Origin of the sequence: Oceanobacillus jeddahensis (assembly GCF_000750635.1) — a bacterium.
Classification (GTDB): domain Bacteria; phylum Bacillota; class Bacilli; order Bacillales; family Amphibacillaceae; genus Oceanobacillus; species Oceanobacillus jeddahense.
In genome coordinates, this window is the sequence record NZ_CCDM010000001.1 from 1,238,811 (window position 1) to 1,255,974 (window position 17,164).

The 17,164-nt window shown below is 37.3% G+C and carries 16 protein-coding genes; 14 read left to right on the plus strand and 2 right to left on the minus strand.

The genetic code is table 11. From position 1 onward, the window contains the following. Positions 1-2 precede the first annotated feature (2 nt). The 14 genes from BN986_RS05460 (at position 3) to BN986_RS05525 (ending at position 15,248) form a co-directional block, all read left to right on the plus strand. Entirely contained in the window at positions 3-1,358 is a 1,356-nt protein-coding gene (locus tag BN986_RS05460; protein WP_040978636.1) for a tripartite tricarboxylate transporter permease, read from the plus strand. Between the two features lie 526 nt (positions 1,359-1,884). After that, positions 1,885-2,904 (plus strand): Gfo/Idh/MocA family oxidoreductase, encoded by a 1,020-nt coding sequence (locus BN986_RS05465; RefSeq protein ID WP_040978637.1) that lies wholly within the window; start codon positions 1,885-1,887, stop codon positions 2,902-2,904. Between the two features lie 56 nt (positions 2,905-2,960). Next, positions 2,961-4,004 (plus strand): zinc-dependent dehydrogenase, encoded by a 1,044-nt coding sequence (locus BN986_RS05470; protein ID WP_040978638.1) that lies wholly within the window; start codon positions 2,961-2,963, stop codon positions 4,002-4,004. Between the two features lie 11 nt (positions 4,005-4,015). Next, positions 4,016-4,810 carry a DeoR/GlpR family DNA-binding transcription regulator gene (locus BN986_RS05475; protein ID WP_052400652.1) on the plus strand — a complete coding sequence of 265 codons (795 nt, stop codon included), beginning with the start codon at positions 4,016-4,018 and terminating at the stop codon, positions 4,808-4,810. A gap of 547 nt (positions 4,811-5,357) precedes the next feature. Further along, positions 5,358-6,116, plus strand: coding sequence for a GntR family transcriptional regulator (locus BN986_RS05480; protein WP_040978640.1), 759 nt, complete (start codon positions 5,358-5,360; stop codon positions 6,114-6,116). Between the two features lie 58 nt (positions 6,117-6,174). Beyond that, positions 6,175-7,686, plus strand: a complete 1,512-nt coding sequence (gene xylB / locus BN986_RS05485; RefSeq protein WP_040978641.1) for a xylulokinase — start codon at positions 6,175-6,177, stop codon at positions 7,684-7,686. Positions 7,687-7,972: 286 nt separating this feature from the next. Next, positions 7,973-8,551 (plus strand): glucose-6-phosphate isomerase, encoded by a 579-nt coding sequence (locus tag BN986_RS05490; RefSeq protein WP_040978642.1) that lies wholly within the window; start codon positions 7,973-7,975, stop codon positions 8,549-8,551. A gap of 157 nt (positions 8,552-8,708) precedes the next feature. Further along, positions 8,709-9,659, plus strand: a complete 951-nt coding sequence (locus BN986_RS05495; RefSeq protein ID WP_040978643.1) for a phosphotriesterase family protein — start codon at positions 8,709-8,711, stop codon at positions 9,657-9,659. 17 nt (positions 9,660-9,676) lie between these two features. Next, on the plus strand, positions 9,677-10,627 hold the full coding sequence (locus tag BN986_RS05500) for a shikimate dehydrogenase family protein (RefSeq protein WP_040978644.1): 951 nt from the start codon (positions 9,677-9,679) through the stop codon (positions 10,625-10,627). A 26-nt stretch (positions 10,628-10,653) separates the two neighbouring features. Continuing rightward, entirely contained in the window at positions 10,654-11,595 is a 942-nt protein-coding gene (locus BN986_RS05505; protein ID WP_211198893.1) for a phosphoglycerate dehydrogenase, read from the plus strand. Positions 11,596-11,634: 39 nt separating this feature from the next. After that, positions 11,635-12,282, plus strand: a complete 648-nt coding sequence (locus BN986_RS05510) for a bifunctional 2-keto-4-hydroxyglutarate aldolase/2-keto-3-deoxy-6-phosphogluconate aldolase (protein WP_040978647.1) — start codon at positions 11,635-11,637, stop codon at positions 12,280-12,282. 351 nt (positions 12,283-12,633) lie between these two features. Continuing rightward, complete coding sequence (locus tag BN986_RS05515) at positions 12,634-13,080, plus strand: PTS sugar transporter subunit IIA (RefSeq protein ID WP_040978649.1); 447 nt, start codon at positions 12,634-12,636, stop codon at positions 13,078-13,080. A gap of 2 nt (positions 13,081-13,082) precedes the next feature. Then, positions 13,083-14,513, plus strand: a complete 1,431-nt coding sequence (locus BN986_RS05520) for a PTS fructose transporter subunit IIC (protein WP_040978650.1) — start codon at positions 13,083-13,085, stop codon at positions 14,511-14,513. 513 nt (positions 14,514-15,026) lie between these two features. Beyond that, positions 15,027-15,248 (plus strand): hypothetical protein, encoded by a 222-nt coding sequence (locus tag BN986_RS05525; RefSeq protein WP_040978651.1) that lies wholly within the window; start codon positions 15,027-15,029, stop codon positions 15,246-15,248. 45 nt (positions 15,249-15,293) lie between these two features. On the opposite strand, the gene ytvI is transcribed toward BN986_RS05525, so the two are convergent. Both ytvI and BN986_RS05535 read right to left on the minus strand, forming a co-directional pair. Then, on the minus strand, positions 15,294-16,379 hold the full coding sequence (gene ytvI, locus BN986_RS05530) for a sporulation integral membrane protein YtvI (protein ID WP_052400653.1): 1,086 nt from the start codon (positions 16,377-16,379) through the stop codon (positions 15,294-15,296). A 269-nt stretch (positions 16,380-16,648) separates the two neighbouring features. Further along, a complete protein-coding gene (locus BN986_RS05535; RefSeq protein ID WP_040978652.1) occupies positions 16,649-17,149 on the minus strand; it encodes a DUF3887 domain-containing protein in 501 nt (166 codons plus the stop codon). Positions 17,150-17,164: the final 15 nt, after the last annotated feature.

Here is a 17,164-nt window from a genome sequence, read left to right on the forward strand (position 1 = left end):
AAATGGATGTATTACTGATATCGATCGTATTAGCGGTTGTAGCAGGGATTATATTTACAGCGATCGGTTTGATTTCTGGTTCAGATGAAACCGCTGTGCTTGTTCCGGCGACTTTAATTGTTGTCTTACTGGGGGCGCCTCCGGAGGCTGTTTTTGCCTTCTTTATGGCTGCGGTACTTTCTAAACATCTGACGCATGCGATTCCAACTGCATTAATGGGCGTACCTGGAGATACAACAGCAACCCCGATGCTGGATCATGCTAATTTTATGCGGCGGATTGGTCTGCCGCATATTGCTTTACGAAAAATGATTTCTGGAGGAGTAATTGGTGCGTTTATTGCTTTACCTGTATCCTTGGCGTTTGCTGTATTCCTGAGCCAATTCGGCGAATTTTTTCAAGAAAACGCCGGAATTATATTTACGTTAGCAGCAATTTTAATCGGTTATTTTTCCAAAGGACGCTGGGCGAGTATTATTTTAATTATCCCGCTTGCACTAGTAATACAAGGGTTAAATTTGGTGAGTACATCAATTTTAGGAACAGGTTTATCGATCAGTTTCTTCTTAGGAATTGCGATCGGACCGATGTTTACGGATATTTTATTAGCGTCATCTCAAAGTGGCCGGTTAATGATTCAACGTCATCAGCCAAATGAATATAAATTAGCTCCGGAAAAGAAATCCTGGTCAGGATATTTTCCTAATCCATTTAAAGTGTTAACGAAAAAACAAACAGCATCAGTTGCGGGTACGTCCTTTTTATCCTCTTTGACTTTTGCTTTAAGTCCTGTCGGGATGACAGCATTGATGGGAGAACTGGTAGGCTCCCGTGTGAAAGGTCAATATAAGAAATCAACGACGAGCCTTTCTACCATGAACGGGGTAACAGAATCTACTTATATTGCAGAGACAATTATTCCGCTTGTTGCCTTTGGGATTCCGCTCAGTCCGGTAGCAATCGGTCCGGCACAGGCGTTATTTAATGCACCGCCTGTATTTACAACCGAGCCGGTTCATAACCTGCATACGCTAATGGAGCCGCTGGACTTTCTGTTATACGGCTTGATTGGAATTGTTGTTGCCGCTGTTATCGCCTATCCATTTTCGATGAATTTTGCGCGAAAAGCGACTGTTCTTGTTTTAAAATATATTAATCAAGAAGCCATTATTGCGATGTTTATTGGTGTTGTTACCTTACTTGCGTTTTATGAAGGCGGGTTGGTAAGTGTTACCGTTACTTTTGCAATGGCAATGGTCGGCGGATTATTGAATCGTTTCCTTGGTGTAGGAATAGGGGTTCAATTTATGATATTCTATGGTTCCGGCTGGATTGTGACGACATTATTAGGAATGTAGCAGTCGGTTTTATCCAACTGTATTCAGGGTAAAAAAATAGAAAATTTCATAGCATAACTTTTATTTAATGTTTGATAGTAAAACCACAGAAACGCTGGGAAAAAGCTGATTCTGTGGTTTTTTAATGTTTTCATTTTTTTTAATACATTACAGACGGAAGAAATTAGCATTTTTGCTGCTGAAATTCTGCTTGTGAAATTGAAAGTGCAGCATAACTTTTTATTTCAGGCATATCAAAAAAGATTAAAAGATAATATATAACAACAACTTAAAATATGTAAACAATATAATAATAGCAGTTCACTTTTAAAAGTTTACTCACAGCAAGTGAACCAGCTGTGAGTAAGGCAGAATACACAAAACGGTGAGCGTGTGAAACAGTTAAGCTTCTACAAAATTAACCTATATCAAAGGTTATATTTTGCACTCCAAGCAGGAGAATTCAATTTGACAAACAATAAACAACAACATATAATAATAAATAACAATAATATAAATAATAAATAATAACGAAGAGGTGCTGGATATGGATAGTAAAATTGGTGTATGTGTTATTGGAGCAGGCCGGGCAGGATTACTTCATGCGAATAACTATAGAAGAAATGTACCGAATGCAAAATTGGTTGCAGTCGTTGATCCAAATGAAGAAAACGTAAAGCATGCCGTTAAAGAATTAGAAATTGATAAATATTACTTAAACTATCAGGATGCTCTCCATGATGACGAAATAGATGCAGTTGTTATTGTAACTCCAACAAACTATCATAAAGAAATTGCTGTCGCAGCAGCTAATGCCGGAAAACATATATTCTGTGAAAAACCAATGGCTATAAATGAAGATGAATGCGATTACATGATAGAAGCTGCTCAAAAGAATAATGTAAAATTACAGATTGGTTTTATGAGAAGGTTTGATCAAAGCTTTAATTTAGCAAAAGAAGCAATTGAAAATGGTGAAATTGGTGATATCGTTTTAGTTAAATCATTGACAAGAGGACCAAGTGTACCACAGGAGTGGATGTACGATGTTGAGAGAAGTAATGGCCCGTTAGCAGAGGTGAATAGTCATGATATTGATACATTACGGTGGCTGACAGGTGGAGAGTTTAAAAGTGTTTATGCGATAGCAAATAATTATAGATGCCAGGATATTAGCGAAAAATATCCGGATTTTTATGATAATGTCGTGCTGGTATCGGAGTTTGATAATGGGAAGCAAGGGGTAATAGACGGCTCTGTATCTGTGAAATACGGCTACGATGCAAGAGTAGAGATACTGGGTACAGAAGGAGTAATATTCGTCGGCGAAACCTACGATAAACAAATATCCGTATGTAATGTTGAAACGGGTTCTAAACGACCGTTAACTAAAACATGGCGCTCCCTTTTTAAAGAGGCATATTTGGAAGAGGATATTGATTTTGTAAATTGTATCATCGAAGACAGTGAACCTTCCGTTAATGGCCATGACGGTAAAATGGCTGTAAAAGTCGTAAATGCTGGAAATAAATCTATCAAAACCGGGGATAAAGTGATTTTAGATTAATTGCTTCCGAGGAAATAGTGATTTGCTAAAAATACGTGAAAAAGGGGATAATATCCATGCTTTCTGCTAAAATGTATGATAAAGAAAATATAGAGGTTATTAAGGAAGAAATACCTGCAATAAGCGAAGATGAAATTCTGCTAAAAGTAAAATCAGCAGGGATATGTGGGACTGATCTAAGAATTTATCGTAACGGTCATCCGGAAATTCATAAAGACTCTCCGAGAACGCTGGGACATGAATTCAGCGGAGTAATCGAAAAAGTAGGGAGCAGCGTAGACGGTTATAAAAAAGGAATGAGAGTTGCAGCAGCTCCCAATATAGGCTGCGGAAAATGTGATATTTGTGTGAGCGGGAATCAACATTTATGTAAAGAATATAAAGCCATTGGTGTCCAGCTGGACGGAGCCTTCGCTGAATACCTTAAGATACCTGCTAAAGCAATAAATTCCGGTAATATATCTGAACTCCCGGATCATGTATCTTTTGAAGAAGCATCTATTATAGAACCGCTGGCTTGCGTATATAGCGGAATTGAAAAATGCGAGATAAAACCGGGAGATGACGTGTTAATTATAGGTGCCGGCCCAATAGGAATTATGCATGCAATGCTTGCAAAGATTTCTGGAGCAGCCAACGTGTTTATTTCTAACCGTTCCACAAATAGATTAGAGATGGCAAAGGAAATCGACAATTCCTTTATAACCATACCTAATTCGGATTTGAAACGGGAAATAGACCTGCAGACAAATGGGGAAGGAGTCGATGTATGTATTACGGCTTGCTCGTCTGCAGATGCGCAAACATTATCATTAGAATTAGTAAAGTTAAATGGCAGGATCAGCTTTTTTGGTGGATTGCCAAAAGGGAAAGAGAAAGTAGAATTAGATACAAATTTAATTCATTATAAGCAATTAACTATATTAGGTACGACAAAGGCAAGTAATGAACAATTTAGAAAAACCTTACATTTTATTTCGTCCGGGTTATTAGACGTAAAAAAATTAACAACAGGAAAATACCATTTAAATGATATCCATGATGCTTTTGAAGAGGCCATGAGCGGTAAAGGCTTAAAAACAGTAATTGTTTATGATTAAACGTGAAGGGGGTGTACGAAATAGAAAAGGAAAAACCACTGTTTGCAGAAGAAAGAAAAAAACAAATAGTAGCGGTAATAAGAGACAGGAAAAAAGTGACTGTACCATTCTTATGTGACTTTTTTAAAGTATCCCCTGCCACAATTAGAAATGATTTAGCAGAATTGGAAAATATAAAATTAATTAAAAGAACGCACGGTGGCGCGATTGATTTGTCACAAACCGGATATGAGCCGAGTTCCAACGAAAAAAAAGTTAAAAATCTTCATTTAAAAAAAGCAATTGCTAAAGAAAGCGTCAAATTCATTGAGGATAATGATATTATTATTCTTGATGCAGGTACCACCACCATAGAATTGGCAAAATTATTACATGGCTATTCCAATCTCACAGTAGTTGTTAATGATATTACGATTGCGCAGTATCTGGAGAATATCGATGGTGTAAATATTATTCTGATCGGAGGGGCAATTAGAAAAAAACAACATTGTGCAGTAGGACCGATAGCATCAAAGATATTAAATGAATTAAGCGTGGATAAAGTATTTTTAGGAACGAATGGATTTACTTTGGAAAGAGGATGTACGACACCGGATATGAATCAAGCAGAGATCAAAGAAATTATGGTGAAAATAGCGTCTAAGGTATTTGTACTGTGTGACAGCAGTAAGTTTGGGAATACGAGTTTTTCACAATTCGCTCCACCTTCACTTATTGATGTGCTTATTACCGACCATGAGGTTGAAAAGGATTATTATGAAAGCTTAACAAAAGAAATTCCTAAAACGATTATTGCGTATGAATGAATATTTTGTAACGGAGGTTCGGAGAATAGAAGGTATTTACAATTATACTAAAATACTTCTCTTGAAATGGACTGGAGTCAAACAAATAAAACAGTCACAATTCTGAAAATATGTGAGTTATGACTGTTTTATACTCCCGCCAAGCTGTAATGTAAATTATGCTGTTTTCCCAAATGTCTATTTTTTTAATGTCACTTCATCTTTTTATATGAATAACGAGGAAAATGATATTTACGTATCAATCCCGAAAGTCCAAGTAATATGAAACATTATTATCCGCAAACGACGTTTTATTTTTTGCTGATATCGCCTTCGTCCAAGATATCTTGAAGAATAAAAATCATTATGTTACTATGTAACGACAATGTTACTCAATTTGCCATTAAAGTAATGATTAACAATTTTTAAACGAGATAAGGGGAAGAGGCTTCTTTTATTGCCTTTTTCAAAGTAAATTGGTGAACAGTTAAAGCGTTACCATTAATGAGTGAATAAATGAAATGATGGGGCACCATCCAAATATTGTGGTAATAAAAGGAGTTTGAAAATGGACGATAACGTATTAGAAAAATCAGGATTAGACAAAAATGTACCCATTCCTCTTTATTTTCAATTAAAAGAGCTTATTCTAAGAGAAATAAAGAATGGTGTTTATGAAGTTGGTAATACTATTCCGACAGAATTAGAGTTAAGCGAGCATTTTGAAATAAGCAGAACGACGGTCAGACAGGCGATAACGGAACTGGTGCAGGATGGCTGGCTTTATCGGGTGAAAAGTAAAGGGACTTTTGTAGCTAGGCCGAAAATTAATCAAAGCTTTGTACAAGCAATTGGTTCTTTTAACGAGCAGATGATTCAGGCTGGAAGGACACCAAGTACAGAAGTTCTTAAATTTGAAGTGGTGGATGCTACAGAAGAAATAGCAGAAGCATTGCAATTATCATTAGGTGATAAGGCGATCTATATCTATCGAAGAAGGTTTGCAGACGGTATACCCATTGTAATAGTCAGAACGTATTTGAGTTACGAAAAATGTAAGTTCATATTGGATCATGATTTGGAAAACGAATCTTTATACTCTGTATTATCTCGTAGCAATCAAACCAATGTTCACAAGATTAAAAGGCAAATTGAGGCATTAATTCCAAATAAAGAAGATATTCAATATCTGGATTTAACCCAAAAGCATGCTATCCAACAATTTAAATCAGTAGGATATAACGTATTTGACGAGCCTATTGAATATTCTACTGCTAGATATCGAGGAGATCAAAACACTTTTGAAGTGACTATTACAGCTGGTTAAGAAAGTTCATAACATGAGCTTTTTTATAGATTATATATTTACATCAGGAGGGGAAATAATGAAATATATAGTAGCACATGATATTGGTACATCTGGAAATAAGGCAAGTTTATTTTCAGAAGAGGGAAAGCTGATTGGCAGTGAGGTTTCTAATTATGAGACGAAGTATTTTGATGGGAATTCTGTAGAACAGAATGCTCAGGACTGGTGGGACGCAGTATGTGACTCGACCAAGCGAATGCTGGATGAGTATAAAATTAATCCGGATGATATAGCTGCAATTAGCTTTAGTGGTCAAATGATGGGATGTTTATGCGTGGACGAGTCCATAACGCCATTGCGAAATGCCATTATTTGGGCTGACCAGAGAGCAACGAAACAGGCAGAAGAGATTGGACAACATATCTCACAAAAGGATTTTTATAACATTGTCGGTCATATGAATACGCCTTCATACGGTGTACAGAAATTAATGTGGATAAAAGAGAATGAACCGGATGTTTATCAGAAAACGTATAAGGCATTAAATGCAAAGGATTTTATTATTGCTAAACTAACCGGAAATGTCTATACAGATTATTCTGATGGTAATAGCTTTGCTTGTTTTGATTTAAAAAACTTAAAATGGTCTGATGAAATAATCGGTTATGCTGGTATAGATAAAGAAAAGCTGCCTGAGTTAAAACCTTCCACTTTTATAGCTGGAGGCGTTTTAGAAGAAGCAGCGAAGGAAACTGGACTTGCTGTAGGTACGCCAGTTGTAGTTGGAGCAGGAGATGGAGTTACGGCGAGTGTGGGAGCAGGATCTATTGAACCTGGCAGGACATATTGTTCTTTAGGGACGTCAGCTTGGGTAACAACAACAACGAAAGAACCTGTATTTTCAGATGATATGAACACGGTTACATGGGCGCATGCAGTACCAGGATATTATGCACCGAATGGAACCATGCAAACAGCCGGAGGAGCAATGGGATGGCTGAAAGAACAAGTAGCCAAGTATGAATCCTATTTAGCGGATCAAAATGACGCCTCTGCGTATGAATATATTAATGAACAAATAGAATCAGCCCCAGTAGGTTCAAATAATTTAATATTTTTACCATATTTACTAGGCGAACGTGCACCAAGATGGGATGAAAATGCGAAAGGTGCTTTTGTTGGTATAAAAGCAGAAACCACGAGAGCAGAGATGATGAGAAGTGTCATGGAGGGAGTTACCTTAAACCTTTCCATTATCTTGGAGGAGTTAAGGAAAGAAATTGAGATAAATGAGTTAACCGTTGTAAGTGGTGGAGCTAAAAGCTCTGTATGGAGACAAATAATGGCAGATATATTTGATGTAAAGTTAAATACACCTGAAGTATTGGAAGAAGCGAGTTCGATGGGAGCAGCAATCATTGGAGGAGTAGGAGCTGGAGTCTACAAAGATTTTACCGTGATTGATGATTTCTTGAAGATCAACAGTGTTACTACACCAAATTCAGAAAACAACGAAAGATATAATAAAATAAAAGAGCTGTTTGACGAAATATATTTTGCTCTGAAACCTGTGTTTCCTAAATTTTAAGTTTGTAAGAATTCTTTATTAAATAGTTTATATATGGTTCAAATCTTGAAAACGTTATATAAATATATTATAATTTTAAATGAAAGGAATATATCTACATTACTATGTAGTAACAAAGCTACATAGTATCAAATGAGAGCTGGTGATCTTTAAGAGATTGGTTGTATTAGAGCATTTTAAGATGTTCTTACAGTAAAGCATTTTATACAGCAAAGTGTAGATATTTTATGTGAAATGAAAGATAAAATGATGATTGAAATAACTAATTCAGTGAGGTGCAAAGAATATGACAAATAACGTAAATCCTTTTACACTATTTTTTGATTTAGCGAACGGAAAGTCGAATGAAAAAGAATCTAGCAAGCGTTATGTATCAAATATGAAAGGAATATTTCATAATGAAGCTGCTCTTCAGCAAGTAGTGGATGAAGAAGACCGGCTAGTTTATGAATTCTATGAGCTTGATTTACCACAAACAGAAGGAAATATTCTTTTTGGAACAAGTATTGTTTACCCGGGTAAAGTTGGTGATGAATATAACATGACAAAAGGACATTTTCATACAATATTGGACACTGGCGAAGTCTATTATTGTATCAGCGGACAAGGACTTCTGCTTATGGAAAACCCGGAAGGAGATTGGGACACAGGTGAATTTAAACCTGGAAATGCCGTTTATACACCAGGAAGATATGCTCACCGGAGTATTAATACCGGCGATGAACCATTAGTTACTTTCTTTGCTTTCCGGGCAGATGCTGGACATGATTATGGAACCATTGAAACAAAAGGTTTCCGCAAGTTAGTAGTCGAAAGAGATGGAAAACCGGAAGTTATTGATAATCCGAATTGGAAGGATAACTAAGTTTAATTTCACCATATTTTTCGGGGGAGCAGCTTGAACAAGCTTTTTCAAGATTGCGATGAAGTGTATTGGGTATGAAATGACCTGATACACTCCCCGTACTTATGAAAGATTCCTAAATACTCCCGCTCGATGATGGAAGAAGGAGAGGATATCAATGATTCAAACAGTGCAAGGCCATATTTATCCAGAACAATTAGGATTTTGTCACAGCCATGAACATCTGTTTTTAGCTGAAGGACAGCCTGCCAAATTAAATCCGGCATTGAGAATCGATGATTACGAAGCAACGATAGCTGAACTGGAAATGTTTCGATCGATAGGAGGACAGGCGATTGTAGATGCCCAGCCATTAGGAAGCGGTCGTATGGAAGCGGAATTAGCGGAAGCTTCTTTACAAACAGGCACGCATATTATTGCTTCAACGGGATTTCACAAACTTGCTTTCTATCCAGATAATCATTGGATTCGTACTTTTTCAATGGAAGAACTCAAAGCGGTTTTTATTCATGAGCTGACGGCAGGAATGTATGTTGGAACAGATTCACATCCGCCAAAAGAATATACAAATCATAAAGCAGGACAGATTAAGACAGCTATTGACGCGGAGAGAATGGCAGATCCGGATAAAAAGTGGTTTATTGCTGCAGCTCAGGCAAGTATAGAAACAGGAATGCCAATTATGTGCCATACGGAGACGGTGGAGCAGGGGATTTATTTAACAGACTTCTATTTAAATGAAGGAGTCCCCCCTGAAAATATTATTGTCTGTCATTTAGATAGAAAACTGGATAACATTGAAGCTCATAAAAAAATAGCTGATAAAGGTTGTTTTGTAGAATATGACACCATCGGTCGGTTTAAATATCATGATGATGATTCAGAAATAAGCATGTTAAAGCAAATGCTGGAGTGGGGCTTTGAAGATTCTATTTTATTAGGGTTAGATACTACACGGCAGCGGTTGAAAAGCTATGGCGGGGAAATAGGGTTGGACTATATTACAGAAAACTTTATTCCTCATATGAAAAAATATGGGATTTCAAATAATCATATCGACAAGTTTATGGTAAAGAACCCATCTATTGCATTTTCAAAAATAGATTAATAAGGAGGAGGAACAGGATGCAATTACCAGACAGTGCAACACAGCCTACGATGTATTTTATCGGAGTAACAACAACAAAATCTTCCATTATGAAGCTGTTTCCTTTATGGGCGAAGGAATTAGGTCTTGATAATGCCGTATTAAAAGGGATAGACATCGATATTCATGATGAAGATCAGGTTTATCAGGATGTAGTCAATTTTATTAAAAATGACCCCGAGTCCAAAGGAGCACTTGTTACAACGCATAAAATTGATTTGTATAACGCAGCAAAAGAAAATTTTGATTATTTGGATCCTTATGCCAAAATGCTGGATGAAATTTCTTCCATTTCGAAATCCGAGAACGGAAATGAACTTCGAGGGCATGCAAAAGACCCTATTACCAGCGGTCTGGCATTAGAAGAGTTCGTTCCGGAAAACTATTGGCAAAAGGGTGGAGAAGTATTTTTGATGGGGGCTGGCGGCAGTACGTTAGCAATCAGCAGTTATCTAACAGATAAAAAACATGGCGACAACGTACCTAAGAAAATTATTATCTCTAATCGAAGCGAACAACGTTTAGTATCAGCTAAAAATTTATTAAGTAAGCTTGATACGACGACAGAATTTGAATTTCATTATGCACCAAACCCTGAAGACAATGATAAGATTCTTGAAACATTGTCTCCACATTCTCTCGTAGTCAATGCTACTGGTTTAGGTAAAGATCGTCCAGGATCTCCGCTGACCGATAAAGGCGTATTTCCAAACGACAGTCTGGCATGGGAATTGAACTATCGTGGAGAGCTGGATTTTATGCATCAGGCTATTGCTCAAAAAGAAGATAGAAATCTGCATGTGGAAGATGGCTGGATTTATTTTATCCATGGCTGGACACAAGTAATCGGTGAAGTCTTTAATGTGGATATCAAATCTCATATTAATCAATTGGAACAAATTGCAGCGGACTTTCAAAAGAATAAATAATGTCATTGAATTAGGAGATGTTTCTGTTGCCATATAAAGTTTTAGTTACACCAAGATCTTTTGGTAGGCATAGCAATGAACCATATGAAATATTAAATCAGTTTGGCGTAGAAGTAAAAATGAATCCTTACGGTAAGATTTTAACGGAAGAACAAATGATAGAGGAAATCAAGGACGTAGACGGGATTATTGTCGGAGTCGATCCTTTGAATAAAAAAGTACTTCAACATGCTGAAAACTTGAAAGTCATTTCGAAGTACGGCGTAGGTATCGATAATATTGATATGGAGTACGCCAAAGAAAAAAATATTGAAGTGGTTAGAGCCATGAATGCTAATGCCGATGCAGTTGCCGATTATACTTTAGCACTGATGATGGCAGTTGCCAGAAATGTTGTGCAAATTGATAAAGAATGCAGAGAATTGAATTGGCAAAAAATTACCACCGTTGATGTCCATAAAAAAACACTTGGTCTCATTGGACTCGGTAATATTGGCAAAAAAGTTGTTCAACGGGCAAAAGGATTTGAAATGGATATTCTGGCATATGATTTGGTACCTGATGAGGAATATGCAGAAAAAAGTGGTATTCAATATGTTAATAAGTTGGAAGAAATCTTTGAGAAGGCGGATTTTATCACTCTGCATTTACCTTTAAATGAACATACAGAACACATTGTTGGCAGAGAACAGCTTGAACGCATGAAATCGACAGCCGTTTTAGTCAATACTGCTCGCGGTGGCTTGATTGACGAACAAGCGTTATCAGATGCACTGCAGGAACGTTTAATCTGGGGAGCGGGAATTGATGTATTTGAATCAGAGCCGCCGCAAAATAAAGAGCTGCTTGAGTTGGATAATATTGTAATAGGATCTCATTGCGCTGCTTCAACGGTTCAAGCAATTGACAATATGGGAATTATATCGAGTCAAAATCTGGTTGATTTATTCAAGCAATCTGATAAGTAAAGTTAATACGATATTACCAATGAAAGCAGGTGCGTTGAAATGGATAAAGAAACAGTAATAAAGCGAATAGAAGAAGTCGGAATTGTTGCAGTTGTACGAGCTGAAAATGCCGATCAAGCTTTAAAGATTTCAGAAGCTTGTTTAAAAGGCGGCGTTAATGCGCTGGAAATCACATTTACAGTACCGGGAGCACATCGGGTACTGGAAGCATTATCTAACAATTACAATTCTGATGAAATCATTTTGGGTGCTGGAACAGTATTAGATGCAGAAACAGCAAGAATCGCCATTTTGTCAGGAGCTCAATATATCGTATCTCCTTATTTTGAAGATGAGACGATAAAATTATGCAATCGTTATCGGGTTCCATGTATGCCTGGGGCGATGACGATAAAAGAAGTGGTTCATGCAATGGAAGCTGGAGCAGATATTATTAAACTCTTCCCGGGAGAAATAAATGGACCCCAAATGATTAAAGCCATTAATGGTCCAATTCCTCAAGCGAAATTGATGCCTACTGGCGGAGTGGATATAGACAATGTGCATGAGTGGATTGAAGCAGGTGCTGTCGCAGTTGGAGCTGGAAGTTCATTAGTAGGTGGAGCTAAAACAGGAGATTATCACTTAATCACAGAAAAAGCAAAGCAGTTTGTGGATATTATTAAAGAAACAAGGAATAAAAAATAATCTATCCCATTTTCATATATAATATTCGACAAGCCAGGATGGTACGTTAAGAAATTTTGTAGGTTGCAGGCATGAAAGTCACTTGATCCGACAGTCAAACTCTCTTTAAGTAGGTGGCTAAGCTCGTGAATCATGCCTGCCGTACCTTTGTACAAAAATGTGAATTCGTTATGAGCGACAAACAAGAAGATATACACTCTCCTGTTCAAAAATAAATTTAAAGAACATAAAAGAAGATTTAGTGATATAGACCAAGCATTCATTTTTAATTCAAATGAAAACGTTTACTAAAAAGAAAGTATATTCATGATTCCTCAACAAAAAGTTGTAAATATAAAGGAGATAACGAAGATGGGAATAGAAAATTTAATGTCTGATGAACTAATTTGCTTAGATTTGCAGGCAACAGATAAAAAAAGTGCAATAAATGAGCTTGCTGATTTATTTGAAGCAGAACAAAGATTAAAAAATAAAAAGAAATATATTAAAGCTGTGATGAAAAGAGAAGCAGAGTCAACGACGGGAATTGGAATGGGCGTGGCGATACCACATGGAAAATCAAAAGGAGTAACAGAACCCAGTCTTGCTTTCGGTAGATGTCAATCTGGGATAGATTATGATTCTTTAGATGGAAACCCGGTTCATTTAATGTTTTTAATTGCTGTTCCGGAAAATTCTAACGATGAACATTTAAAGATTTTGAGTCAGCTTTCAAGAAAATTAATGCATGAAGAAGTACGAGAAAAATTGCTGAATGCACAAACAACAGATGAAATATATAACATATTGGGGGCTTAACGATGAAAAAAATTGTTGCAATTACTTCTTGTTCAACAGGAATTGCTCATACGTATATGGCTGCCGAAGCTCTCGAGGTAGCAGCGAAAGAATTAGGGTATGAAATTAAGGTAGAGACTCAGGGCTCTATTGGAGCTGAAAATGCTTTAACGCAAGAAGATATTGAACAAGCGGATACGGTGCTTATTGCTGCAAGTACAACCGTTGATAAAAGCAGATTCAAAGGGAAGCGCTTGTTAGAAGTAGATGTGAATGAAGCCATTCAAGATGGTGAAAATCTGATTGAAAGATCCCTTGGTGCATCCGTTTATCAGAAAGAAAGTGATTCAGAAGAGAATAAAGACGATGAAAAGGATAGTGAAGAAGGGAAAGGCGCTTTTAGTGGAATTTACAGCCATCTGATGACTGGTGTATCTTACATGATTCCATTTGTTGTTGCCGGCGGTTTATTGACAGCGTTAGCATTTGCCTTTGGAGGAATTGATGCAGAGGGAGAAATAGCTTCCTCTTTAAGCCAGCTTGGTGATATTGCGATGGCTCTAATGTGGCCGGCTCTTGGCGGGTATGTCGCATTTTCTATTGCAAGCAGGCCCGGTTTGGTACCCGGAATGGTTGCCGGGATGCTGGCATCTTCCATGGATGCAGGATTTTTAGGGTCATTGGCTGGCGGGTTTTTAGCAGGATATACAATTGTAATTTTAAGAAAATTGATTCGATTACCAAAGAATTTCTCAGGTTTATTGCCAATTTTAATTTTACCACTGTTTTCTGTGCTTATTTCAGGTCTTATCTTTATTTACGTTATAGGTGGACCGTTAATTGCACTTAATGATGGACTAACGAGCTGGTTAAATGGATTGACAGGAATTAATTCGGTTCTATTAGGATTAATTTTAGGTGGAATGATGGCCATTGATTTGGCGGGGCCAATTGGTAAAGCTGCCTATTTCTTTGGAGTAGCTTCATTGACGAACTTGTCACAGGGAGAGGTAAGTACCGTAATGGCAGCGGTAATGGTTGCTGGGATGGTACCACCTCTAGCAATGGCGCTATCATCGACTATTATTGGAAAAGAGCGATATACGCTTGAACAAAGAGAAGCAGGAAAATCAGCATGGGTATTAGGTTTTTCATTTATTTCGGAAGGGGCAATTCCTTTTGCAGTTGCAGATCCAATTAGGGTTCTTCCTTCCGTTACTGTAGGAGCGGCTGTAACTGGCGGCCTATCCATGCTGTTTGGTTCAGGAATTGCAGTTCCTCATGGTGGATTTTTTGTCTTCTTTATTCCGGGAGCTGTAGAAGGATTATTATTTTATGTCTTGGCACTTGCTATCGGCGTTGCAATAAGTGGAATCTTAGTAACCGTTTTAAAGAAACCAATCAATAAGAAATCTGATGCTGAAGAAAAAAAGCAGATGAATAAAGTAGGATAAATGCTTGTTTATCGAAGTTCTTGGTGTTTTCTAATGAGGCGGGTAACTGCATTATTATCGGAAAAGTAATATGAACTGACCTTTGCAAGATAAGGGTGCTTTGTATGAATTATTCAACTTCCTTATATCTGTTGACAAAGAGGGGGAGGTAAAGTGTAAGGCGACCGCTGCGGCGGACCATTTTGCTTTCCTAGGGGCACGCTCTTCAGCTAACTTTTGCCAAGAAGAGCGCTTGGGAAAAGTGGATCTTCAGATGGTGCTGATCCCTCAGGAGTCAAAACGGTCCACCTCCGCTAGTAGGGTATGTGATACTGTTTGAGACAGCAAGCTAAAAGTTAGATCAGACAGAACGGATTTTTAATGGCGCATGGAAAAAATGTTCAGCAAACATTCCTGTCTATGCATAAAAACTATTCTCGATATCACCTATCTATACTGTCATGCATCCATTTGAAACACCAGAATGATTGTTTATTTAGGCTAAAAGCAATTATTTCATCTAGCTTCATTAGGATGTTATCTCTTTCATACGCTGTAGAATTCCATCAGAGCGGAGTGGTTGGCCGGAGCGGGAGCTGTGCACAATCACCAATTTTAAAAGGATATGTAACCAAAAGCAAACATGGTAATGAAGAGCGTGTTTATCCTGATGAATGGAAGTTTGATATTGATAAAAGTATAGAAAACGAGGATTCCCCTTTGTATACAAAATCCGAATCTGATCCACATTTTTAAATTAAAAAATGTGAATCCAGATTCGGATTTTTAAGTTTCAATCCTCTATTCTTCCACTTTTTCAATAGATTTCTTCTTCACGAATTGGAATAAACCAACTTCATGAGCTGCTTGGAATGCGCTGACAACAAATGGTCCGAAAATAAGCCCAAGCACGCCGAAGAAAACAAATCCAAAATACATTGATAAGACTGTTGGCAATGCGGCAAGCCCCATTTGATCACCAAGCACCTTTGGCTCTGTGATACGTCTGATTACTAAGAGGAACAATGCTAATACCATCAGCTGTAAGCCTGTTGGAACATCCCCAATAAGCATCATTAAACCTCCCCATGGGACGAGGATTAACGCCGGTCCAACATAGAGTGGAATAATATCCACAATCCATATAATAAAAGTCATTAAAAGGGCGAATCGGGGCGCGATAAATAATAAACTCAAATACGTAATTACAAAAATCATGACACTAAGTAGAAATTGCGCTTTCCAATATCCCCAAAAAACGACTTTTAGACGCTGGAAAAAATGCTTCAATTTGGAAGAAGTATTCTCTGGAAAAAGAGAGAAAAATCCTTGAAACAGTTTCGGTAAATCCAGACTGAATAAGAAGAAAGTAATAAGGTAAACAAGAGATACAAAGAGCAGGTTAGGAATGGATTGAACCCAGGAACCAAGCATGCCGATGAGACTCTCTACTAGGTCGTAGCCGGTATTTAATAACCGTTCCGATTGACGTTCTAATTCACTGATAATAGCATCACGCTGCGGTAAATCAGCAATTAAATCATTGAATCTATAAATAATTTCATTGATAATGGATTGAATCTCACTTCCATATCTGGGAACATTATAACTCCATTCTACAATACGGCTGATTGTACTTGTCAGCATCATATAAATTAATCCGCAAGCTACGACTACAAATGTTGTAAAAACAATCGTTACAGACCAAATTCGTTTCTCTTGTTTTAACAGTTTTTGTAACAGTTTTACCAGCGGTTCAAAAATAACTGCTGTTAATAAGGCTAGTAAAACTGGAACAAAAACGGAAAAGTAAAAATATAAGAATACTGCTAGTGCTATAAGTAAAATACCGATAGTAATTTTTTTAATGAGTGATTGATTTAACAAAAGATTTCCTCCTGCCGAGTAAGACAATAAAATATGATAATATCATTTTATAGCTCGGCTATCAAATTGTAAACTAGATTAGTGGAGCTAAATATTTATGGCCGTTTAACAGGCAGTAAGCCCCGCATCAAGAATTCATCAAATAGGAAGAATCGGGAGCGGGGTAACTGCCAGTATAAGTTCGACTTGTTCACCCCAAAATGGTGTTGATGGGGCAAGCAGTTATAGTATCATTTCGTCTGAGGAAGTTAGGAAACCTCAAATAACGCTTATGCTTCGGATGGCTGGATATAAAACCCGCCAACTTCATTATTGCCGTTAATCGAAACATTTAAAACAAAGGGCTGGTCATCAAATGTTCCTTCATAAATAAATGTTTGATACTCATCTACTTGCTGGTCTTCTACATAATCAAATCCTGTAAATTCTCCAAATTCTGTTTCGAGATCCGTCCATATTGTTTCCAGGTCGGCAGCAGTGATTTCAGATGCCATTGTCTCATCAAAAAGTGACTCTGCTTCATCAAAATCTCCATCATCTAAATGTGTGATAAACGTTTCAGAAGTTTGTGAAGCCTGTTCTTCTGTAACGGCAGCTTCCTCTTCCTTATCAGCAGCGGAATCTCCTCCGTTATTCTCTTGAGCTGTGGAGGATTCTTCCTGATCATTTCCGTTTTCTGTTTCAGAGGATGAATCAGAGTCTCCGCAAGCTGCCAACAAGGTGATTAATAGAATAGAAATAAATGAAATGGCTAATTGTTTTCGCTTCATTATTATATGCTCCTT